Raw genomic sequence first — 21,003 nt, forward strand, 5'->3', positions numbered from 1 at the left:
TTTGAATCTGACGCTTTCGTGACTTTGCATTTCTCTCCCAGGTCATTACGCTGATATTGAGAAACATGTGTGAGTAAGTCACCGTTTGATGCGGTGCTAGTGAGTTTATACCCCTATGTTTTAAATCCTTAAACCTCTAATTTTTATTTTTTAAAGTCGAAAGACCTCCAAACCGCTTGAAATCAAGGGTTGAGAGGTCTTTCGTTTTTTTCATTTTTTATGGTGATGCGTTGGTTTTCACGGACCAACACGCGGATGAGACGTTCGATGTGCCGCATCGTCGTCTGTCCCATCGTTGAAATTTGGAGCCATTGATTACGGACGAGATAGTCGCTTTCATATTGAACATGATAGCCCTGAATCCGAAGAGCGTCTCCTAAAGCGGTTGCCGACGGATGAACGATCGTCAGAATTCCCGGCGCTTGCGCTTCTTGAGTCGCAAGAAGGTTGAAACCAGTAGCGCGAACGGCTTGTTCGAGATAGGTCATCTTGATGGCTGCTTGATCGAGATCAATGGCATCGAGCGCTGCCTGACAAGCCAGCAACAAGTTCGATGAGCCGGAAAAGGCGACGCCTTCCGCATAGAGTCCGAGATCCAGATAACGTGGAATTCGTGGAGAAGGTAGGATGCTGTCTGTATGACCGATGAACGCAAGACCCGGTAAACCACCAATTGCTTTTCCGGAGACGGTCGTGACGAATCTGCAGCCAGCGTATGAGAAACGTCCGGTCCCGACGGCGCTGATCGCATCGACGATGAGTGCGGTTCGTTGATCTAATAGCGCTTTTACCGCATCGAGATCGTAGAGAACGCCCGTAGACGTCTCACAATGCGTCAACCAAATCCAGTCGTACTCCGTTTGATGCAGTTGACTTGCGAGTTGTTCCAAGTCGATCGGGTGACCGGACGGAAGCAGGTGGATATCAAATGACTTTCCTGCTCGTGCCGCGTGATCGATCAAGCGTTGACCGAACTCGCCACCGTTTAGAATCAATCCATGTCCACTCAGTTGTTGTGCGACAATATCATTGGCGAGGGTGCCACTGCCAACAGCCATCGAGACATATGGCAAATCCAGCAACTGACACATCCGACCACGTAAATCTTGATCGAGCTGACGCATCGAGGCCGTCCGATGCGGACGCGGTGCTTGTTGTGCCGCTTGGCGGACTGTTGGTGCAACCTCGACTGGACCGGCTAGAAAATGCAGAGGACGTAAAACGTCCGCGATGACGGATCGTTCATATGTTGCGCGCGACAACAACATCGGTACGAACTGGGCATCGCCACTACCGAGCGTTGCTGCGATTGGTGTGAAGCCGAACCGCGCATATAGTTTAGCTTCCCGTGTCGTACCACTGATATAGACATGATCAATCGTTTCCCGCTCCAAGTAGACCATCAAAAAACGCATCAATTGCATGAACGTACGACTATTGCGGTATTCGGGACGAACGCTGAGTAAGCGGATTTCCGCTGGGTCCGTCAGTGTCTCATCTAGCGTCACGCCTTTTTCCTCAAGCGAAAAAGGACGATGCTTCCGAATGGCAATCATCGCGACGAGTCGATCGTCTTCCTTGCCGATCAGATAGGTATTTTGATCATGAAACCGGTCAATCCGTTTCCGTTCGGTGTTCGGTTGATGTTGCGGAATCTCTTCCGTGAAGGTGAGGTAGTTCAGTTCATGGATTGCTTCCGCGTCCGAAGCGGTGGCAATGGAAAAGTCGATCATGAGACGTCCTCCTTATGTAATGACTGGCTTGTGAAGTGCATCATGAGCCCACAGGACAAGTAGACTTACAGCAACGGTACACAAGATATTGATGGGCCCCGCGTCAAAGTAGACAGGGAGTAACGGGAGCAGAACAACCGGAATCAGCCCCGCTTTGACGCTATCTTTCGTTACGAGATAAGACAGACCGAGTATGCCTAGTCCGGCAAGATATGCCCACGGCGTGATGGCGAAGACGATTCCGGAAAATACGGCATACCCTTTACCGCCGCGTCGCGGATGAAACAACGGAAACAAGTGACCGATAAGTACGGCAAGAGCGACGGGATAAAATGCGTCTGTTAGCTGTAGTGCAAGAACCGTCTTCGCGGCATCAAACAGGTACACGAATAAAAAAGCCGGGAGCCCACCGGCGCGATGGGCGTTGCGGGCACCGATATTTCCGGAACCGATCTGAGCCAAATCGGTACGGCTGATGTACTTCCAGAGCGTACCGCCAAGAATACTACCGATAAGGTAACCAAGCAGGAGATCAAGGATCACCGATGTTCCTCCTTTGTTTCTACGAGATGGACGAGTTCCTTGACGGTCAAGGCATCACTGTCTGGAGCCGTCAGGACGGCATCGACCATCTGGGCTTTTCGATCTTGTAATTCCGTCATCTTTTCTTCGATCGTTCCGCGTGTCAGCAGTTTGATGACCGTCACGTCGGACTGTTGTCCAAGCCGGTGAGCGCGATCGGCTGCCTGTTGTTCGACGGCCGGATTCCACCAGCTGTCAAAGAGGATGACGGTATCAGCAGACGCGAGATTCAGTCCCGTTCCACCGGCTTTCAGGGAAATCAAGAAGAGATCGACTTCACCGTCATTGAACCGGTCGCATAACGCCACCCGGTCTTCGAGTGGTGTCTCACCCGTCAACAGGAAGTGGGGGAGATGACGTTGCGCGAGATCCGAGCGAATGCGCTCGAGCATTTGCGTATACTGCGAGAAAATCAAGATCCGCTTTCCGGCTGCCCGTTTTTCGGCAATCAATGAGAGCAGACGCGTTCGTTTTGTTGCTTCCCCTGTGTACTCCTCGACGAATAATCCCGGATCGTTGCAAATTTGCCGCAACCGCGTTAACCCAGCCAGTAATTTCAGACGATCTTCGCGTTTCGTCTCGTCTAAGTGTTGCAGCGTCTCGAGTTGCAATTTGGCGAGATACGACGCATATAAGCGTTTTTGGTTCGGACCGAGCTCGACATAATGATGCTCGATCTGTTTCTTCGGTAAATCCTGTAAGACATCTTGTTTCTCACGCCGTAATAAGAACGGTTGGATGAACTGTTGCATGTCATCAAATGACCATTTCTCAAACGTCGCTAAATCCGGCAGTAATTCTGGAAACAGAACATGGAAGATCGACCAGATATCACGCGGACGATTCTCAAGTGGTGTTCCCGTTAAGGCGAAACGGCGTTTTGCTTGCAGATGCCGTAGTTGACTGACCGTTTGTGACTGCGGATTCTTCAAGTGCTGTGCTTCATCAAAGAAGACGACGTCATATACAGGGTGGCGACGGACGTCGGTCCGAAGCGTCGTATAGGAGACGATCGTCACCGTATCGTCAGGTAAGTGCTCCAGTTCGCGGAGTCGGCTGGCTTGAGAACCAGTGACGACATGAACCGGTCGACCGGGTAAAAAGCGCTTCAGTTCTGCCTCCCAGTTTCGGAGCAGTGATGCCGGTGCGACGATGAGCGCGAGGCAATCAGGGATCGTTGCTACATAACCAATTGCTTGAATCGTCTTCCCGAGCCCCATCTCATCGGCTAAAATCCCGTGACATCCTAGCGCGTCTAAATTCTTCAGAAATTGAATGCCCGTTCGTTGATATGGATAGAGTCGTGATTCTAACGAATTCGGCAAGTCGAGCTGGAATCCTTGTCCGGATTTCAATTCAAGCCATTTCTCGAGCAAATCGGCGTGAAGATGGAGGACGGAAGCGCCAATCAGATGCTTCATGTTCCGGACGGCAGGTAAGACGATCCGTCCGTCGCGTAAGTCGCGTTCACTTGCTTCCATCTGGGCGAGAACCCGTTGTAACTGCTGAAAAGCCCTTGTTTCTAAAGAAACGAACTGTCCGGATTTCAAGCGGTGGTACCGTTTTTGTAAGACGAGCGACTTCAGGACACGTTTCAGCTCATCTTCCGGAATCCCGTCCATCGAAAAGTTGAACACGAGCCAGTCGAGGCGGTCCGTTACGTCGACTTCGATTCGCGGATGGAACGGACCTTTTGGTAACGTTGTCCGGATCGCTTGTGTTGCAAATAACTCCAGTTGACCGAGCGCAACCCGTTCGTCAAGCAGACTCCGCAAAAAGGCATACTGTGCGGCGTCACTCGTGATGATGTATCGCATGTCTCGTGGTGTTGCTTGGAATTCACGTAAGAAGCGTAAGGCACTTTGCTCCGTTACCTGATCCCGTCCAGCGTAAATCGTCTCATCGAGCGGATTCAGCTGAATTCCTTGATAATCAAACGACACGCGGACTTCGACTTCCTGAGCCGTTCGGTCGAGATGGAGTTTGACGATTGGTGTCCCGGAAACGATTCGTTCTTGTAAATCAGGACTGAACGAAACATCGGCGAGTCGCTGCAAATACTCCGTCTGTCCAAGGAGACGATCGAAGTAGGGCAGGGACAGTTGATGCTGCTGATTGTCCGTCAATCTTTTGAGTGTCACGACGGGTCCTGTCAGTTCGAAATGGATCGCCACCCGACGATCCGGTGTGAGACTGCGTAAATAATGGCGCGCGCCAGCGTCATCGACTTGAAACGCCGTGAAGGGACGAATCTGTGGTGACAGCGGCGTCGGTGTGCCGTGCGCCTGAACATGATGCATCGCTAGTAAAACGGCGACGATATGTCCACAAAACGATGTATCCATCGCAAGTGATGGACAATTACAGCCGGCGTCGACACCGTGCGCCTTGACGCGGACGGTCACCGTGAATCGTTCCTCACCGTCGACACTCGCTTCGATCAGCTCGTCGCCCATTCGATAATTATGCAACGTGACCTTTCGAGCGGCGACATACTTCTTTCCCCGTCGAAAAGCATAGGCATCAGACATCTGTTTGATTTTGCGTTCACTGAGCCCGTAATTCATGACATTTCTCCTTTAGTTAACATAATGTGATTATCGTTCACCATCGAATAAATCGACGGCGCGTTTTTTCTCCGAATCGCCGATATGGGCATAGACTTGTGTCGTCGCGACGGATTCATGACCAAGTAACTGCTGGATCGTCAGGACATCGACCCCACCGGTCGCAAGACGTGTCGCAAACGTATGCCGCAATTTATGCGGTGTAATTTTTTTGCGCTCTAAAAAGGGGAGGACCGGTTTTAATCGTTCGGTGTGCCGCTGCAAAATATGCTGGACTGCCCGTGGACTGAGTGGTTTCCCGTGTTTTTGGAAGACAGGCACGGCGCCACTCGTTGGCATCTGATAATGAATCGCGTATTTGCGTAAGGCGATCCGGGCTGGTTTCGCGAGTGGAATCAGCCGCTCTTTATTGCCTTTTCCGATGACACGGAGCGTGTTTTCATGGAAATCGACATCATTCCAGACGAGTTGGGTCATCTCACTGAGACGCATCCCGCTATAGCCGAGTAGTTGGAATAACGTCACGTCGCGGACGCGATCACGTTCATAATGCGACGCTTCCCGGGCATTCATCTCGACGTTCGACGGTAACAACTGAATCAATTCGTCCCACTCGCGTTTCGTCAGGTAGACCGGTTCCCGTTTCGCTTGTTTTGGTCGGTTGACTTTTGCGACCGGGTTTTCTGACAGCTGACCTGTATCGACCAAATAACGGAACAACGACTGTAATGCTGATAATTTCCGGTTGATGACGCTTGGTGCATTTTGTTTCGTTAAGGCAAGGTATTCAGCGTAAGCTTCGATCCCCGCTGCATCGATTTCGACGAACGCTTCAAGCGGAATCTCGCGCGCCGTTACTTCTTCACCCGACGCCGTTGCGACGAATTGAAAGAACGCTTCGTAGTCATAGACGTACCGACGCATCGTCGCTAACGAGAAATGTTTTGCTGCTAACTGATCCAAATAGGATTGAATGAAGCGTGGCATCCGCTCATAACCAGGAATCGCTGGTGCTGTAGCCGAAACGGTCGTTTTATGTATCGTTTTTCCTAGGTTTTTAAATAAACTCATCCGACAATCACCCCTCTAGTAGTAGTATACCAAACGTTGGTACGTCAGACACTTGTTTGCGTGAAATAGTTATTTCACGCAACGTTAAATTGTCAGACAGGGAGCGCTCAGTTGCATCGACAACGCACCAGACGGGTCGTTGATCAACTCGATGCACGTGAGAATTTAGCCTATTTTTATGGTTTTTGAGCTACAACATTCTCTTTAATAACAATAATAGTATTATGTCACCTAAATCATCAAAAAAGAATGAATATTCAATTTCGCTCTCAGTTGCATCGAGAAGTCGTTCGACGGGTCATTGGTCGACTCATTTGATTTCAAGACGATTTCTGAAAAACGTCGAAAACGTGCTCGATTTCGCATACTTCATCTTGGTTCGGGTATAGAGTGTTAGGTAAGAGTTATTTTCATAAGGGGGAGTTCTAGATGATTACCGATCAACAAGCACGTCAGTATTTGAAGGATGCCAAACGCATTGCCGTCGTCGGTGTCTCGAGTGATTCCGGAAAGACCGCGAACTGGATTGCGGACTACTTAGTCCAACATGGATACGAAGTCATTCCAGTCAATCCGACGTTAAACGAGTGGAACGGTCAAAAAGTCTATCCGAGCGTCGCAAGCATTCCAGGACACATCGATATCGTCGACGTCTTCCGTCGGTCTGAGTTTTTAGCGGATGTCGCCAAAGATGCTGTTGCTCACGGTGACGTCGGGATGATTTGGAATCAGCTTGGTCTCTCGAGTGTCGAAGCAGAAAGCCTCGCACTTGGTGCTGGTATTCCATATATTGAGAATCGTTGCATCAAAATCGAGCATCAATATCTGTGAGTCATCGCACGATTTCAGGCATCTTCACCCGTTCGTGAAGGTGTCTTTTTTCATGCGCTTTACAGGTTATGCTTGTCAGGAAGCAAGAAGATGCCTACAATTAGAGACAGACTACTCGAAATAACGAACGAACGTTTGTAAAAACGACGTCGTAATTTCGAATTTTGAGGTGAAATGAATGGCGACAGACTTAAATAACTACAATGATGATGCCATACAGGTGCTCGAAGGACTCGAAGCAGTCCGAAAGCGCCCAGGTATGTATATCGGTTCAACCGATCACCGTGGACTTCACCATCTCGTCTACGAGATCGTCGATAACGCAATCGATGAGGCACTTGCAGGATTCGGGGAACAAATTGACGTCACGATTCATAAAGATAATGCAATCACCGTCCGTGACCATGGACGTGGAATGCCAACGGGGATGCATGCATCGGGAAAGCCGACTGCTGAAGTCATCTTCACGGTCCTTCACGCTGGCGGTAAGTTCGGTCAAGGTGGCTATAAGACGTCCGGTGGCTTACACGGCGTCGGGGCGTCGGTCGTTAACGCCTTATCAACGGATTTGAAAGTAACGATCTTCCGTGACGGGAAACAATATGAGCAAACGTTTGAAAACGGTGGGATTCCGAAGACGACGTTGCTTGAAACGGGTACGACGCGTCAAAAAGGAACGAGCGTTTACTTTAAACCAGATGGCTCGATCTTCAGTACGTTGACATACAACTACGATACGCTCGCGGAACGCTTACGCGAATCAGCTTTCTTGCTGAAAGGTCTGAAGATTACGCTGACGGACGAACGGTCTGATAAACAAGATATCTTCCAGTACCAAGACGGTGTCAGCGAATTCGTCCAGTACTTGAACGATGATAAAGATACGCTTCATCCGACGGTCGCGTTCGAAGGAACGGAAAACGAGATCGAAGTCGATATCGCCTTCCAGTTCACGGATGCGTACTCGGAAAACGTCCTGTCGTTCGTCAACAACGTCCGGACACGCGACGGTGGAACACACGAAGTTGGTGCGAAGACGGCGATGACACGGGTCATGAATGAATATGCCCGAAAGAACACGCTCTTGAAGGAAAAGGATAAGAACCTTGACGGAAATGATATCCGCGAAGGGTTGACCATGATCGTCTCGATCCGAATTCCGGAAGAATTCCTTCAGTTCGAAGGACAAACGAAGTCGAAACTCGGTTCACCGGAAGCGCGGACGAGCTGTGACGCTGTCATCAGTCGTCGTCTCTCGACGTACTTGGAAGAGAACCCGCAAACGGCGACGCTGTTGATCAAAAAAGCGATCCGCGCAGCGCAAGCTCGTGAAGCAGCACGCAAAGCCCGCGAAGAAGCACGAAATGGGAAAAAGAAGAAACGTTCGAGCATCTTGAACGGAAAACTGACACCTGCTGCTTCGAAAAACGCAGACAAGAATGAATTGTTCCTCGTCGAGGGTGATTCTGCCGGTGGTTCTGCGAAACAAGGACGAAACCGGACGTTCCAAGCGATTCTGCCACTCCGTGGTAAGGTCTTGAACACGGAAAAAGCGAAACTCGCTGACATCATGAAAAATGAAGAGATCAATACGATCATTCATGCGATTGGTGGCGGTGTCGGAGCCGATTTTGACTTGTCGGATTGTAATTTCGACAAAGTCATCATCATGACGGATGCCGATACCGATGGCGCGCATATCCAAGTCTTGCTGTTGACGTTCTTCTTCCGCTACATGCGTCCGTTGATCGATGCCGGGAAGGTCTTCGTTGCCTTACCACCGCTCTATCGTGTCTCAAAAGGAAAAGGCAAATCGGAGAAATTTGAGTACGTCTGGGACGAAGAGACACTCAAGAAAACGACGAAGAAATTCGGTAAAGGTTATATGATCCAACGTTACAAAGGACTTGGGGAGATGAATGCACCACAGCTCTGGGAAACGACGATGGATCCTGAGACACGGACGTTGATTCGGGTCACGATCGACGATGCTGCTGTTGCTGAAAAACGCGTCTCTGTCCTCATGGGCGATAACGTCGGGCACCGCCGGACGTGGATCGAGGACAATGTCGCCTTCGGTCTCGCGGAAGACCTCTCGATCATCGAGAATGAGCACGTGACGAAAGAGAGTGTGAACGAACATGTCTAATCTACAAAACATCCTGAACCTGTCGCTCGAGCAAGTCGTCGGCGACCGGTTTGGTCGTTATTCGAAATATATCATCCAAGATCGTGCCTTACCGGATGCCCGTGATGGTCTGAAACCGGTTCAACGCCGTATCTTGTATGCGATGCATACGGAAGGGAACCTGTTCGACCGTGCTTACCGGAAATCAGCGAAGACGGTCGGTGTCGTCATCGGTAACTACCACCCGCACGGTGATTCATCGGTCTATGAAGCAATGGTCCGCTTGAGCCAAGAGTGGAAACTGCGTTACCCGTTGATCGATATGCAAGGGAATAATGGATCAATCGACGGCGATAGCGCGGCAGCGATGCGGTATACGGAAGCCCGTTTATCAAAAGTTTCGAGTCTGATTCTCGACGGGATCAACAAACAGACCGTCGATTACACGCTCAACTTCGATGATACGACGGAAGAACCGCTCGTCTTACCGTCACTCCTACCGAACTTGCTGATGAACGGTTCGACGGGGATTTCCGCTGGTTATGCAACCGAGATTCCACCGCACCACGCGGGAGAAGTCCTCGATGCTGCGATTGGTCGGATTTCCGGTACGGTCCAGAACGTCGATGACTTGTTGACGCACATGCAAGGTCCTGATTTCCCGACTGGTGGTGTCGTCCAAGGGCTTGACGGCATCAAGAAGGCGTTCGAGACAGGACGCGGGAAAGTCATCATCCGCTCGCGCTCAACGATTGAGACACTGCGGGGCGGTCGTCAGCAAATCGTCATCACGGAGCTCCCGTATGAGGTCAATAAAGCGAATCTCGTCAAACGGATGGAAGAACTCCGTCTCGATAAAAAGGTTGAAGGGGTTGCGGAAGTCCGTGATGAGACCGACCGCGACGGCTTACGCGTCGTCATCGAGTTGAAGAAGGAAGCGGACGCGGAAGGTGTCTTACACTTCTACCTCAAACAGACTGATCTACAAATCGCTTATAACTACAACATGGTCGCGATCCATGAGCGGACACCGCGGCAAATGGGCGTCTTGACGTTGCTTGATGCCTATCTTGCACACGTCAAGGAAGTCGTCATCCGCCGGACGGCATTTGACCTCGAACAAGCGAAACGCCGTCAGGAAGTCGTTTCTGCCTTGATGACAGCAATCTCTGTCCTCGATGAGACGCTTGCCTTGATCCGATCTGCGTCGAACAAAGCAGACGCGAAGGAGAAGCTGATCGCGCGCTTCAACTTTACGGATCGCCAAGCGGAAGCCGTCGTTATGCTTCAACTTTACCGGTTAACGAACACCGATATCGTTGAGTTGCAGGAAGAAGCAGCGAAACTCGAGAAGGAGATCGCTCGTCTCGAGAAGATCCTCAACGATGAAAAGACACGGAATCGTCTGATCATCAAGGAATTGACAGTCTTGAAGGAACAAGTCGCGGACAAACGTCGCTCGACGATTGAAGCGGAAGTTGAAGAACTGAAGCTGAAGACGGAAGTCATGATCGCTGTCGAAGAAACGATGGTCTTCCTGTCGAAAAACGGTTACGTCAAACGCTCGTCGCTTCGTTCATTCGGTGCCTCGAACGACTTGCCGGACTTGAAGGAACAGGATCGTCCGTTGCTCCAAGGGCAAGCGATGACGACCGACCACTTGATCGTCTGGACTGTTCGTGGGAACTACTTGCTGATTCCGGTCCACCAATTACCGGATACGAAATGGAAGGATGGCGGTCAACACGTCGCAAACCTCGTTCCACTCGAACCGGGCGACCGGGTCCTCTCAGCGGATCTCGTCCGCTCGTTCGACGAAGCACACCATTGCTTGTTCGTCACCCGTCAAGGGATGGTCAAGCGTTCGAAACTGAGTGACTACAACGCCCAGCGGAAGTCAAAACCACTTCAAGGTGTCCGTTTGAAGGCAGACGACGAAGTCTTGTACGCTCAGGTCTCAACGGGGCAAACGGAGCTGTTCCTCGCGACACAGAACGGTTTCGGGCTTTGGTTCACGGAAGATGACGTTCCTGTCGTCGGTGTCCGGGCTGCTGGTGTTAAAGCGATCAACCTGAAGGATCAAGACGTCGTCGCGGGTGCAATCGGCTTTAAGGAAGCACCACAGATCGTTCTCTTGACGCAACGGGGTGCCTTGAAGAAGATGCGTCTCGCTGATCAGTTCCAAGTCTCGAGCCGTGCGCTCCGTGGCTTACAGTTACTCCGTGATTTGAAATCGAAACCACACCAAGTCGCAGCATTGATCGACGTCACACAAGCGAAAGAATTGGTCCTCAGCGGAAAAGAGCAGGAGAAAACGATCCAAATCGGTTCGTTATCGTTCCTCGACCGCTTATCGAACGGTTCATTTGCCTACGATGAAGAGAAATTCGGTCCCTTGCTCGACTGGTATACACGATAAGACGAGGCTCCTCCGGATAACGGGGGAGCTTTTTTAGATCTAGCGGGGCAGGAGAGGGGAATTTTGAGACGAATGCTCGGAATTTTGAGATTTATCGCTATAAATATCGTTTACAAATTGAAACACTGACCAATAACGGCTACAATAGAAGAAATAGTCAGGTCACGATTCGTCACGAACAAGCGTCGGGTCACGCGTCTCCGCAGCTTTGCTTATAGCGTCAATTGATCAAGCAGCTACGGGACCGTCCCTTTAGCTGCTTGTTGTGCAATCTGCCGACCTTGGAGAGGTGATGAAGATGAAATTCAGACGTCGCGAAAAAGTAGCAATCTATATCACTCGGGAAAAACCTAACGGATGGGAACTACTTGTTTTTCATCCACAATCGGCTCCTGAGAGTGATTGGCAGATCCCCGCAGGTACGATCGAAGATGCTGAAATCGCAAAAGAAGCGGCTGTCCGTGAGACGCTTGAGGAAAGTGGTCTCTCGTTAGCATCCGTCCAGTACATCGGCGAAGAAGAGATGCGCTATCCGGAGCGAATGCGGGTGCATTACACGTATTTCTACCATGCGCACATCGAATGCCAAGAGAACCGCTGGACGCATTGTGTGGCTGGTGACGGTCAGGATTGCGGTGATTTCTTTGATTTCGCGTGGTTGCCACTTGATCGGATCACGCAACTTGAACGCCGCCATCATATATTCCTGGATCGTTTGATTCATCGATTGGAACGGACACGTCCGTATGATTGTCGAAAACACGGTTAATTCCGTGTTTTTTTGTTTTGTCTCACTATCTTAAGTTTACCCTGATTATGAGACAAAATCTTATAACTATTGATAATATATGTTATGTTAACTTGAATAAAAAAATGATCTTTTAGTCAGATTCATCCATCCCCCCTGTCGTGTAAAAATCGGTCTATTGTCCTGTTGGTCTTCTTCTTCATTCTTTGTTACTCTAATAACAGTAACACTGCAAATGTTACCCGTTTAACGGTAACAAATAAAATGTTTCCATGATTGTGGCAACAAATGAACAGGAGGAATCGTCATGCAAGCTGTTGCCTTGTCGTTTGATGTCAAAGGCTCCCGCGATTATCCGAGCAAAGAAGCATTACTTCAAGCGCTCCGAGAACTCGCGAATGATCTGAATACGGCATTTCCTACGAGTATCGTCCCGTTCCAAATCAAATCCGGTGATAGCTTACTGGCGGTATTTGCGGATTATCCGGTTAGTTATCCGGTCATGCTGCACTTATTGAATCAAGAATTACCAGGTTACATTGGGATCGGATTTGGTCAATATGAGACGATTTCAACGACCCAAGCCGAAGAAGCCAATGGCAGTGCGATCATTCACGCTTTTGAAGCGCAAGAACAGGCGAAGACGCTTCCGTCACGGATCGCCTTTGCTGGACCGCCCTACTTACCGACCGCCCTGCTGAATGGCTATCTCGAAATGCTTTATCCGGCGTATTTCGGGAAAACGGACCGTCAGATTGAACTGCACCGGTTGATGGACCAATATCCGGATGATACGTATGAAGAGATTGGTCTGAAGATGGGCTTTAAGGAACAGGATGCCCGCGCGAATGTCGCAAAACTCGTTTCCCGCTCGCAGCGAAAGCAACGGAAGCGTCTTGAAGCTGCCTTGACACAGGCACTGGAGCAATTCCAAGTCTGGGAGGCGATTCGGTGACCGTCTTACTTAGCCTTATACTTGTCCATCTACTTGCTGATTTTCCATTACAGACGAGACGGATGGCGCTACTGAAACACCGACACCAACGGATCTTATTCCAACATATTGCCGTTCATGCGGCTCTGATGCTACTTGTCCTTGCGTTCTTCGTCATCCGAGGGGGATTAACCATCGACATCGCCGGATGGCTTGGAGGAAGTATTCTCGTGTTTCACGCCCTACTCGATGCCTCCCCGCTCAAACGTCGCGTCAAGCAAGCGGCGGCGTACTGGATCGATCAAGCGTTACATATCGCTGCCATCATCGCTTTGACATGGATATTCATCCCGATCGATTGGTCGTTGTCGTTCTCACGACCCGAGCAGGTCTTGTGGATTCTGTGCTTTAGTTTAGTGACGACGGAGTTACTCGGTCACGGGATTGCTTTAATGCTCGCACCATTTGCTCCGCGCTTGATCGAAGCGCATTTCGAGCGAAAAGTGACACGTAAGGAGCAATTAGACGGCGTTTCGCGGACCGTCACACATGAAGTAGAAGATTCTGCGCGCAGTTATACGACGGAATTAAACGGAATCGGGCGTTATATCGGTCTCGTCGAACGGGCGATCATTACCCTGCTCGTCGTCACGAACGCAACCGGAGCCATCGGGTTCATCATTGCTTTGAAGGCACTGGCACGTTTTAAACAGTTTGAAGATCGCCGCTTTGCGGAATATTACATCATCGGGAGCTTGCTCAGTATCTTAGGTGCGATTTTATGTGGACTCGCGATTCGCGTCGCACTCTAAACGATGAATGAAAGTGAGGGAGACGGTCTTGACCGTCGCACGAAGTATGAAACAAATTGGATTAGTGAGACATCACCGGGTGACGGAAGGATACCCGACGAAAGGCTGGATCAGCGCCAGCGATATTGAAAAATGGATTGAACGGTATGATACGTCAGACATCGATATTCAACCGGTCGAGCTCGGTCAGATCGACTGGACAGTCTGTTATGCCAGTAGCATGCCGCGTGCCGTCCAGACGGCGAAGAGTGTCTACGATAAAGAGATCATCGTGACGGATCTACTACGGGAAGTACCGTTTCCGACGATTCAGTCGAATCTAAGGTTACCGTTTCTTGGCTGGGCGGTCCTCGGTCGACTCGCAGCCCCGTTCAGCAAACGGATTCAAGCGGAGATCAAGGAAGCGAATGAACGGATTGAGGTCCTGTTGAATCAACTGATGTTCGAGGATGATGAACGGGTCTTACTCGTCGGGCATGGCGGTATGATGATTTTGATGCGTGCTGCCTTGAAACGGCGCGGTTACCGGGGGCCACGGTTCGGTCATCCGCGTAACGGCATGCTGTATCTGTTCGAGAAAGAGGAACCGACATGTTGAAATGGGGATCAACGATTCTGTTAGCACTCTGCCTGATCGTCATCTTCTATACGACACGGGACGAAGAGCCCCCAGCCCCAACCGCGGGACAGATGGAGGTCTACGGTTTTGACGTCGGTCAAGGAGATAGTACGTTCATCCGGACGAAGGAAGACGCGATCTTGATTGACGGCGGGAATAACGGCAAAGGCGAGGATGTCGTCCGCTACCTGCAAGAATTGGGTGTCAAACGCTTAACAGCAGTCATTGCGACACATCCGGACGCCGATCATATCGGTGGACTTGATACCGTCCTCGATGCCTTTCCAGTCGACAGCGTCTATGCCCCGCGTGTCACGCATACGACAGAGACATACCGCGATTTCCTCCTTGCCGTCAAACGCGAAGGGGTGACGATCAAGTCGGTTAAGGCAGGTCTTGAGATACCGAGTGAAGCTGCACGCTTTACGTTCCTTGCTCCCCTAACGGACGGGACACAGGATCTCAACAGCTGGAGTGCCGTCCTGCGGGTTGAACATGGACAGGACCGGTTCCTCTTCATGGGCGACGCACCGATCCGGACGGAACGACAATTGCTTGAGTCAGATGTCGATCTTAGCGCCGATGTCTTGAAGCTTGGACATCACGGAGCAGACACATCGTCCTCCCTGCCCTTCCTACAAGCCGTTGATCCGAAGCGAGCGTTGATCTCAGCCGGGAAGGACAATGCCTATCGTCACCCACGTCCCTCCGTCTTACAGGAGCTGAAGACAGAACGGATCACGATTGATCGAACCGATCAAAGCGGAACGATCCAGTATATCTCGACTGGTGACGGCATCAAGGAATCGAACCGGACCGACTTACGACCAGAATAACGAGACGTGGAGGTGCATCAGATGCGATTGACCCTAGCTGATTTTGAAGACGATCTAGCGATTTGCGAGACGGACGACCGCGAGACGATCACATTACCGAAAAGTCGTTTGCCGCGCCAGGCGACGATTGGCGACCGACTCGACTGGACCGGGCGCTCGATTCGGATCTTACGCGATGAGACGAACGCACGTAAAAAAGAGATCACCGATTTGATGGATGATCTCTTTGAAGAATGATGGGACTCCCTTAGAACGCTGAGGGAGTCTTTTTTAACCCAGTAGACTGATGACGAGACCAGCGATGATGCCTGCTGTGAATAAGGAACCGAGCGTATACGTCAGCAAACGTAATCCGAATGGGAGCCGACGAATCGCGGCAAAGGCTCGGCGATTCGGAGGTCCTCCGGCAACAATACGTTGATACTCGTCAATAGGACTGTGAGCAACATCCTGTTGCTGGTTTAGAGTAGAGTTCGATTCGGTAGTATGTGGTTTCATCTGTCCATCCTCCCTATTCCAATGACTATATCCTTCTATTCGCTAAGTAACTTCATAATCCTGTTTCAATTTTTTTGATATTTTACGAAACTTTTGGATGAAACTGGTAGTATAAAAGATAGACGTATTTCTTTATGCGTGATTCCTGGAAAATCACTAGCAGTTTTTTCTGAATTTTCGTACACTTTAGAAATACGATGCATCTTAAAGGGGGAATCATCCATGTTTCAAACGTTACGTACATCACTCAAACAATCTGTCCTTGGTCAGGACGATGTGATTGATCATTTATTGATGGGCTTGCTCGCAGAAGGTCATGTGTTGCTCGAAGACCGTCCGGGGACCGGTAAGACGACATTAGCAAAAGCACTGGCGCAGACACTCGAAGCGAAGTTCTCACGTGTTCAATGTACAGCGGATACGTTACCGACCGACCTACTTGGGATGGAGCTGTTCAACCCGCTGACAGGATCGTTTGAACAACGGTTTGGTCCGCTGTTCGCGAACATCGTCCTCGTCGATGAAATCAACCGGACGACTCCACGGACACAGTCAGCATTGCTCGAGGCAATGGCGGAAGGGCAAGTGACGATCGGGGATACATCTTATACGTTACCGCAACACTTTCTTGTCATCGCGACACAAAATCCGTTCGATGGACACGGTACATTCCCATTACCGCATGCCCAACTCGACCGTTTCTTGTTCAAGTTGTCGTTCGCTCCGCTGACACGTCAAGCGGAAAAAGCATTATTACGCGGGGCGCACTTAACAGCAGCCGAACTACAGATTCCGCTCGAACAACTCAATGACTGGAAAGAGGAAGTCGTTGCCGTCTCAATCGAGGATAGCGTCGAAAACTACTTACTTGATGTCTGTGACGCACTCCGCGCCCATCGTGACGTTGAGATCGGACCGAGTCCACGAGCGACGCTCGCACTCTTAAAAGCAGCAAAAGCACGGGCCTGGATGCAGGAGCGGACGTACGTCACACCAGAGGACGTCAAGCACTTGGCGACGCCATTGCTTGCCCACCGTCTCGTCTTAACGCTCGAAGCGACGCTGAAGCTATCGAACGAACGTCTCGTCGAGCAGGTCCTCGATTCACTCACTGTTCCGACTGAGGTGTAATCATGCAATTGATCATACCAAAAGGCTTTAACCTCATCATTCTTACGATGACAGGTGCAAGCGGCGTCATCGTGGGACTCTATGGTCCTGTCTGGATTGCGGCTTTATTACTCGCCTATACATTATATGGCTGGGTGATGCCGTATTATCTCGAATACGTTGCGAAGCGGATTCGCGTCCGCCTCCTTGAGACGGTTCGCGCTTTTCGAGAGGAAACGATCCAGATACCGTTCGAATTGTCGAACCCAACGAAATTACCACTCGGTCGCATCACGATCTCTGGCTTGCTCGGGGATCAGATCAAGCTTCCTGATGCGAGTAGTCAATTTTGGCGTCAACACTTATATGTCAGCAAACAGACAATTGTGCCGTTTTCAATCGATGTCATTGCCGCTCACCGAGGAACGATTCGAATTCAGTCGTTTGACGTCATGATCTCGGATCCGTTTCATTTGATCACAATCTATGTGACGCTTGATATCCAAGAGCTGGGTCACGTCTTCCCTGACTTTGCACCAGCGTCGGTCGAGTGGAATGAACGGATGATTCCCGGTGAGACGATTGATCGCTCGAGTCCGTTCACCGATCGCTCGAGTTTCCACTCCGTCGTCCCCTACTCCGGAGATGCGAAGTCGATCTACTGGTCCGCTTATGCGAAGACGAATGAGCTGTACTCGTATCAATATGATCGGAAACGTAACCATGATTATGCCGTCATCGTCGATGGCTTGTCCGCAGACGGACTCGCCCTCCGCTCGGACTTCGAGAAACTACTATCGCGTGCCGCGACGATCATCCGTGAACTCGAGAAACAAGGAGCTTCCTACAGCCTCTGGATTTCGATGGTCAATCGATCCGGTCAGTGGTACCATGTTCCGTCTGGTATGGGAAAACATCAATTCCTACGGACGATGGAATGCCTTGCCCGGATTTCCGAATACGATCTACCGCTCGAGCGCCGGTACTTCACGAAGCGACTGCAACGTAGTGTGCCGTCGACGACGGCGGAGATTCATCTCGGTCACCGGCAGAAAGGAGTGAGCGCATGATTCTCTGGTGGATATTCCTTGCGAGTCTGTTACCGGTTCCGTTCTATCTCGCGCTCGCTCTTCCGGCACTCGCCTTCGTGCCACATCGTTCGATTCGAATCGGATTACAGTTACTCGTGGCGGGATCCTTGTTTTTCCTCTCTCCCGTAGCTAGCGTCTTAGCCCTTGTCTTCGTCGCCTGGACCGCGTTTCTTGATACGGTCGATTCGGCGTGGCGTTACGCTACGAGTGCGATGGTCATCGGCGTCGTGATGGTATTGTTCCCGGGAGTGACACCACCAATTGGCGCATTTTTAATTTTGGTCTTCGTCATTGCGTATCCATTCGTCGTCACCTACATGACAGAATGGCGGCGTATCTTCCCGACGATCGCGTTAGTCCTCAGCGCGGGGCTGATCATCGCTGTTGTCTTCCGTCTCACGAAAGAAGCGCTCGTCGGATCCGTCACGAGTGCGATTCGTCCGCTATTTGAAGCATTCGGTTCATTGTTCCTTTGGACGGAACCACTTGGTCGGGAAGCGGACACGATGACGAACCGGGCAATGGGGCTAGAGAATATCAAAGGTGTTCAAGACGTGGAGCAAGCTGCCGTCCAGGCAGGAACACCGGATTGGATTTGGATCGCAACGACACTTCTGACCGTGATCTTAGTTGCGGTTACGCTTTATGTCATCCGGAAGCGAAAAGTCATAGCGATCGAAAAAGAACAAACCGTCAAGCACTCCAAACAAGTACGGGCACATGCGCCAAAACGGCATAGTCATCATCCGCTTCTGAAGATTGCTTCTCAGCTCGAGCAAGCTTTCCCAAGACGCCATGAAGAGACGACGCTTGAATGGCTGACACGGATCGAGTTCCCGGATACGGTGCAAAACGCTCGTCTGATTGACGGGATTGAGTTCAGTCCAAGTGAACCGGCCTACGATATCCAGACGTTCCGCCGTCAAGTACGCGAACAAATCGAACGCTAATGAAAAGCCCCTGCTCATGGAGCGGGGGCTTCCTCGTCGCATAAGGTGCGCATCAATTGGTTGCGTGGTGTCGTCGCAAGACCCCAGTCGCAGATCGCATCGAGTAAGGGAATCAAGGACGTACCTTTCGCGCTTAACGCATACTCAACACGAGGTGGGATTTCCGGGTAGACGGTCCGCGTAATCAAGCCATCTTGTTCGAGTTGCTTCAGTTGCTGTGTCAGCGTCTTCGGTGAGACGTCCTGGATATAACGCTCCAGTGTATTAAAACGTACCGCACCTTCCTCATGCAGCTCGTACAAGATCATCACTTTCCACTTGCCTTGAATCTGACGCATCGTCGCATCGAACTCATTTAGATACGGCATACCGTTCCCTCCCTTACCAAAAGGTAACCGACTGACCTAAAAGTGCGTACTTCTCGGATTGGTTTCCCTCTGTTATCTTCAATTTATCATATCAAATAAGGAGACGATATCATGAAAACAGGATTCATTGCCATCACAGGTGCGACGTCAGGAATCGGGCATGCGATTGCGCGAACGTTCATTCAGAAAGGGTACCGCGTCTTATTGCTCGGACGACGAATTGATCGTCTGGCGAGCCTTGCTTCAGACGATGTCTTGATTCGCCAAGTCGCAGCCACCGACCGAGCTGCCCTCGATGCTGCTTTAGCAGACGCGACGGAAGCGTTCGGACCGGTCGAAGCCATCATCAATAATGCGGGTCGGATGTTACTCGGTCAAATCGAGACACAAGATGCGGAAGAATGGGAAGAGATGTTTGATGTCAACGCGCTCGGTGTCTTACACGGAATGCAAGCTGTCCTTCCCTCGATGGTGAAACGGAAGACCGGCACGATCATCAACATCAGCTCGATTGCCGGTAAAAAGACGTTCGCAGACCACGCCGCGTACGTCGGCACGAAATTCGCCGTCCACGCGATGAGTGAGAACGTCCGAGGTGAAGTCGCGTCCCATGGTGTCCGCGTCATGACGATTGCACCAGGTGTCGTCGAGACAGAACTGCTCGGTCATACGACAAATGACGCGATTAAGGACGGCTACAACGAATGGAAACAGTCGATTGACGGTGGACTCGATCCGCAAGTCGTCGCGGACACTGTCTTATTCGCCTTCGAGCAACCGCAACATGTCAACATCCGGGAAATCGTCTTAGCCCCGACGAAACAACTCGATTGACGAAAAAACAGATCGAAGTGTTTGGAAGTAGATGTACTTCCGAGCGCTTCGGTCTGTTTCATTCAAGCGTTACTTTGCTAAGTGACTCTGTTCAATCGTTTGAAAGATTGATTGATAGATCTTCAGTTGCTCTGAACGATTCGGTCGTTCGATTCCCTCACCAAACAACCAGGTCGTCTCTTGTGTATCGTCATAGAGCATACCAGCCGCAAACGTCGGATTCGGCACCGAGATGCTTTCCTCATAGGATAGACTCGGGTCAAGAAACGGTTCGATGGATTTTTGAGAGCCGATAAAGAAAAAGGGAATCTGCGCCTTCCGGTAGACGGTAGCATAGTCACGTCCCGCTGCCTCATGTAAGTACTCCGGCATAATCATGACGGCGTCGTATCGTCGTAAATCTCCTTTGATCTCCTGCAGATCAATCGAGTGGAAGTCCGGTGATTGCGTAAGAACTGGAGCAGTTCCGACGACGGCGATGGTGAGATCGATGGTACTGGCTTTTGGCGTCAACGTTGGTTTTTTCATCATACATACGGTAAGCAGTAGACTGAGTGCAAGTAAAGTCATGACGGTTCTTTGTCTCATCTGTCCCTCCATGATTTCCTAATATTAGGTCTTTCGCCTAGTTCCTTTATACCATAGAAATGGGTGACGTTATGTTTTTGCACAATAGGGAAATCGCGTGAATAAAGTACCAACAGAAGCCAAAAAAAAGACTCCCTTATTGGAGTCTCCTTACTTTTCAGCATCGATTTTCGAAGCTTTTTTTGCAATGACGACAATAAAGACGATGGCACCGACAGGAATCACGAGCGGCATCCAGTCGAGGATATACTGTGCGTTCATCGTATCCCCCCTTACCTAGCAAG

At 50.5% G+C, this 21,003-nt stretch carries 20 protein-coding genes; 13 read left to right on the top strand and 7 right to left on the bottom strand.

The window, feature by feature from the left end:
- Nucleotides 1–182: 182 nt before the first annotated feature.
- From KNQ06_RS06540 to KNQ06_RS06555, 4 genes are read right to left on the bottom strand one after another with little or no spacing between them, the layout of a single operon-like run.
- Complete coding sequence (locus KNQ06_RS06540; protein ID WP_149427377.1) at nucleotides 183–1,733, bottom strand: GNAT family N-acetyltransferase; 1,551 nt, start codon at nucleotides 1,731–1,733, stop codon at nucleotides 183–185.
- Nucleotides 1,734–1,745: 12 nt separating this feature from the next.
- On the bottom strand, nucleotides 1,746–2,276 hold the full coding sequence (locus KNQ06_RS06545) for a glycerol-3-phosphate acyltransferase (protein WP_215147653.1): 531 nt from the start codon (nucleotides 2,274–2,276) through the stop codon (nucleotides 1,746–1,748).
- Nucleotides 2,273–4,882 carry a DEAD/DEAH box helicase gene (locus KNQ06_RS06550; protein WP_215147658.1) on the bottom strand — a complete coding sequence of 870 codons (2,610 nt, stop codon included), beginning with the start codon at nucleotides 4,880–4,882 and terminating at the stop codon, nucleotides 2,273–2,275. The genes KNQ06_RS06545 and KNQ06_RS06550 overlap by 4 nt, the downstream gene beginning before the upstream one ends.
- A 30-nt stretch (nucleotides 4,883–4,912) precedes the next feature.
- Complete coding sequence (locus KNQ06_RS06555) at nucleotides 4,913–5,953, bottom strand: tyrosine-type recombinase/integrase (RefSeq protein WP_058703402.1); 1,041 nt, start codon at nucleotides 5,951–5,953, stop codon at nucleotides 4,913–4,915.
- 429 nt (nucleotides 5,954–6,382) lie between these two features.
- Between KNQ06_RS06555 and KNQ06_RS06560 the strand changes: the two genes are divergently transcribed.
- From KNQ06_RS06560 to KNQ06_RS06600, 9 genes are all read left to right on the top strand, one after another.
- Nucleotides 6,383–6,784, top strand: a complete 402-nt coding sequence (locus KNQ06_RS06560) for a CoA-binding protein (protein WP_023468336.1) — start codon at nucleotides 6,383–6,385, stop codon at nucleotides 6,782–6,784.
- Between the two features lie 178 nt (nucleotides 6,785–6,962).
- Nucleotides 6,963–8,933 carry a DNA topoisomerase IV subunit B gene (gene parE / locus KNQ06_RS06565; RefSeq protein WP_035407952.1) on the top strand — a complete coding sequence of 657 codons (1,971 nt, stop codon included), beginning with the start codon at nucleotides 6,963–6,965 and terminating at the stop codon, nucleotides 8,931–8,933.
- A complete protein-coding gene (parC, locus tag KNQ06_RS06570; RefSeq protein ID WP_215147659.1) occupies nucleotides 8,926–11,331 on the top strand; it encodes a DNA topoisomerase IV subunit A in 2,406 nt (801 codons plus the stop codon). The genes parE and parC overlap by 8 nt, the downstream gene beginning before the upstream one ends.
- Before the next feature lie 298 nt (nucleotides 11,332–11,629).
- Nucleotides 11,630–12,100 (top strand): NUDIX domain-containing protein, encoded by a 471-nt coding sequence (locus KNQ06_RS06575; RefSeq protein ID WP_231681758.1) that lies wholly within the window; start codon nucleotides 11,630–11,632, stop codon nucleotides 12,098–12,100.
- Nucleotides 12,101–12,386: 286 nt separating this feature from the next.
- Nucleotides 12,387–13,034: a hypothetical protein gene (locus KNQ06_RS06580; protein ID WP_214804938.1), complete on the top strand. Its 648-nt coding sequence runs from the start codon at nucleotides 12,387–12,389 to the stop codon at nucleotides 13,032–13,034.
- A complete protein-coding gene (locus tag KNQ06_RS06585) occupies nucleotides 13,031–13,825 on the top strand; it encodes a DUF3307 domain-containing protein (protein WP_215147661.1) in 795 nt (264 codons plus the stop codon). Before KNQ06_RS06580 ends, KNQ06_RS06585 begins: the two co-directional genes overlap by 4 nt.
- A 28-nt stretch (nucleotides 13,826–13,853) precedes the next feature.
- Entirely contained in the window at nucleotides 13,854–14,423 is a 570-nt protein-coding gene (locus KNQ06_RS06590; protein WP_023468330.1) for a histidine phosphatase family protein, read from the top strand.
- Entirely contained in the window at nucleotides 14,420–15,280 is an 861-nt protein-coding gene (locus KNQ06_RS06595; RefSeq protein ID WP_069941047.1) for a ComEC/Rec2 family competence protein, read from the top strand. Before KNQ06_RS06590 ends, KNQ06_RS06595 begins: the two co-directional genes overlap by 4 nt.
- Before the next feature lie 21 nt (nucleotides 15,281–15,301).
- Nucleotides 15,302–15,517, top strand: a complete 216-nt coding sequence (locus KNQ06_RS06600; protein ID WP_050677950.1) for a DUF3006 domain-containing protein — start codon at nucleotides 15,302–15,304, stop codon at nucleotides 15,515–15,517.
- A gap of 33 nt (nucleotides 15,518–15,550) precedes the next feature.
- Here the strand turns inward: KNQ06_RS06600 and KNQ06_RS06605 are convergent, their stop codons facing one another.
- Nucleotides 15,551–15,778: a hypothetical protein gene (locus tag KNQ06_RS06605; RefSeq protein WP_050677949.1), complete on the bottom strand. Its 228-nt coding sequence runs from the start codon at nucleotides 15,776–15,778 to the stop codon at nucleotides 15,551–15,553.
- Nucleotides 15,779–16,000: 222 nt separating this feature from the next.
- Between KNQ06_RS06605 and KNQ06_RS06610 the strand changes: the two genes are divergently transcribed.
- Genes KNQ06_RS06610 through KNQ06_RS06620 form a run of 3 tightly spaced genes read left to right on the top strand, consistent with a single transcriptional unit; the run spans nucleotide 16,001 to nucleotide 18,929 of the window.
- Nucleotides 16,001–16,909 carry an AAA family ATPase gene (locus KNQ06_RS06610; RefSeq protein ID WP_058265957.1) on the top strand — a complete coding sequence of 303 codons (909 nt, stop codon included), beginning with the start codon at nucleotides 16,001–16,003 and terminating at the stop codon, nucleotides 16,907–16,909.
- A 2-nt stretch (nucleotides 16,910–16,911) separates the two neighbouring features.
- On the top strand, nucleotides 16,912–17,958 hold the full coding sequence (locus tag KNQ06_RS06615) for a DUF58 domain-containing protein (protein WP_050677947.1): 1,047 nt from the start codon (nucleotides 16,912–16,914) through the stop codon (nucleotides 17,956–17,958).
- Entirely contained in the window at nucleotides 17,955–18,929 is a 975-nt protein-coding gene (locus KNQ06_RS06620; RefSeq protein ID WP_215147663.1) for a hypothetical protein, read from the top strand. Before KNQ06_RS06615 ends, KNQ06_RS06620 begins: the two co-directional genes overlap by 4 nt.
- A gap of 14 nt (nucleotides 18,930–18,943) precedes the next feature.
- Here KNQ06_RS06620 and KNQ06_RS06625 read toward each other — a convergent pair whose 3' ends face one another.
- The gene (locus KNQ06_RS06625; RefSeq protein ID WP_069940701.1) at nucleotides 18,944–19,297 is read right to left on the bottom strand and encodes a winged helix-turn-helix transcriptional regulator; all 354 of its coding nucleotides are present in this window, start codon (nucleotides 19,295–19,297) and stop codon (nucleotides 18,944–18,946) included.
- A 111-nt stretch (nucleotides 19,298–19,408) separates the two neighbouring features.
- Here KNQ06_RS06625 and KNQ06_RS06630 point away from each other — a divergent pair, with 111 nt between their 5' ends.
- Nucleotides 19,409–20,131: an SDR family oxidoreductase gene (locus KNQ06_RS06630; protein ID WP_133207290.1), complete on the top strand. Its 723-nt coding sequence runs from the start codon at nucleotides 19,409–19,411 to the stop codon at nucleotides 20,129–20,131.
- 69 nt (nucleotides 20,132–20,200) lie between these two features.
- Here KNQ06_RS06630 and KNQ06_RS06635 read toward each other — a convergent pair whose 3' ends face one another.
- The gene (locus tag KNQ06_RS06635; RefSeq protein ID WP_215147665.1) at nucleotides 20,201–20,719 is read right to left on the bottom strand and encodes a hypothetical protein; all 519 of its coding nucleotides are present in this window, start codon (nucleotides 20,717–20,719) and stop codon (nucleotides 20,201–20,203) included.
- Nucleotides 20,720–21,003 lie beyond the last annotated feature (284 nt).

Source organism: Exiguobacterium sp. s91, assembly GCF_018618915.1.
In the GTDB taxonomy this organism is placed as follows: domain Bacteria; phylum Bacillota; class Bacilli; order Exiguobacteriales; family Exiguobacteriaceae; genus Exiguobacterium_A; species Exiguobacterium_A abrahamii.

Excerpts from the sequence above, each read along its gene's own strand:
- KNQ06_RS06540 (WP_149427377.1), bottom strand. The coding sequence starts at position 1,733 with ATGATCGACTTTTCCATTGCCACCGCTTCGGACGCGGAAGCAATCCAT.
- KNQ06_RS06575 (WP_231681758.1), top strand. The coding sequence starts at position 11,630 with ATGAAATTCAGACGTCGCGAAAAAGTAGCAATCTATATCACTCGGGAA.
- KNQ06_RS06555 (WP_058703402.1), bottom strand. The coding sequence starts at position 5,953 with ATGAGTTTATTTAAAAACCTAGGAAAAACGATACATAAAACGACCGTT.
- KNQ06_RS06610 (WP_058265957.1), top strand. The coding sequence starts at position 16,001 with ATGTTTCAAACGTTACGTACATCACTCAAACAATCTGTCCTTGGTCAG.
- KNQ06_RS06550 (WP_215147658.1), bottom strand. The coding sequence starts at position 4,882 with ATGAATTACGGGCTCAGTGAACGCAAAATCAAACAGATGTCTGATGCC.
- KNQ06_RS06620 (WP_215147663.1), top strand. The coding sequence starts at position 17,955 with ATGATTCTCTGGTGGATATTCCTTGCGAGTCTGTTACCGGTTCCGTTC.
- parE (WP_035407952.1), top strand. The coding sequence starts at position 6,963 with ATGGCGACAGACTTAAATAACTACAATGATGATGCCATACAGGTGCTC.
- KNQ06_RS06625 (WP_069940701.1), bottom strand. The coding sequence starts at position 19,297 with ATGCCGTATCTAAATGAGTTCGATGCGACGATGCGTCAGATTCAAGGC.
- KNQ06_RS06605 (WP_050677949.1), bottom strand. The coding sequence starts at position 15,778 with ATGAAACCACATACTACCGAATCGAACTCTACTCTAAACCAGCAACAG.
- parC (WP_215147659.1), top strand. The coding sequence starts at position 8,926 with ATGTCTAATCTACAAAACATCCTGAACCTGTCGCTCGAGCAAGTCGTC.
- KNQ06_RS06630 (WP_133207290.1), top strand. The coding sequence starts at position 19,409 with ATGAAAACAGGATTCATTGCCATCACAGGTGCGACGTCAGGAATCGGG.
- KNQ06_RS06635 (WP_215147665.1), bottom strand. The coding sequence starts at position 20,719 with ATGAGACAAAGAACCGTCATGACTTTACTTGCACTCAGTCTACTGCTT.
- KNQ06_RS06560 (WP_023468336.1), top strand. The coding sequence starts at position 6,383 with ATGATTACCGATCAACAAGCACGTCAGTATTTGAAGGATGCCAAACGC.
- KNQ06_RS06615 (WP_050677947.1), top strand. The coding sequence starts at position 16,912 with ATGCAATTGATCATACCAAAAGGCTTTAACCTCATCATTCTTACGATG.
- KNQ06_RS06600 (WP_050677950.1), top strand. The coding sequence starts at position 15,302 with ATGCGATTGACCCTAGCTGATTTTGAAGACGATCTAGCGATTTGCGAG.
- KNQ06_RS06580 (WP_214804938.1), top strand. The coding sequence starts at position 12,387 with ATGCAAGCTGTTGCCTTGTCGTTTGATGTCAAAGGCTCCCGCGATTAT.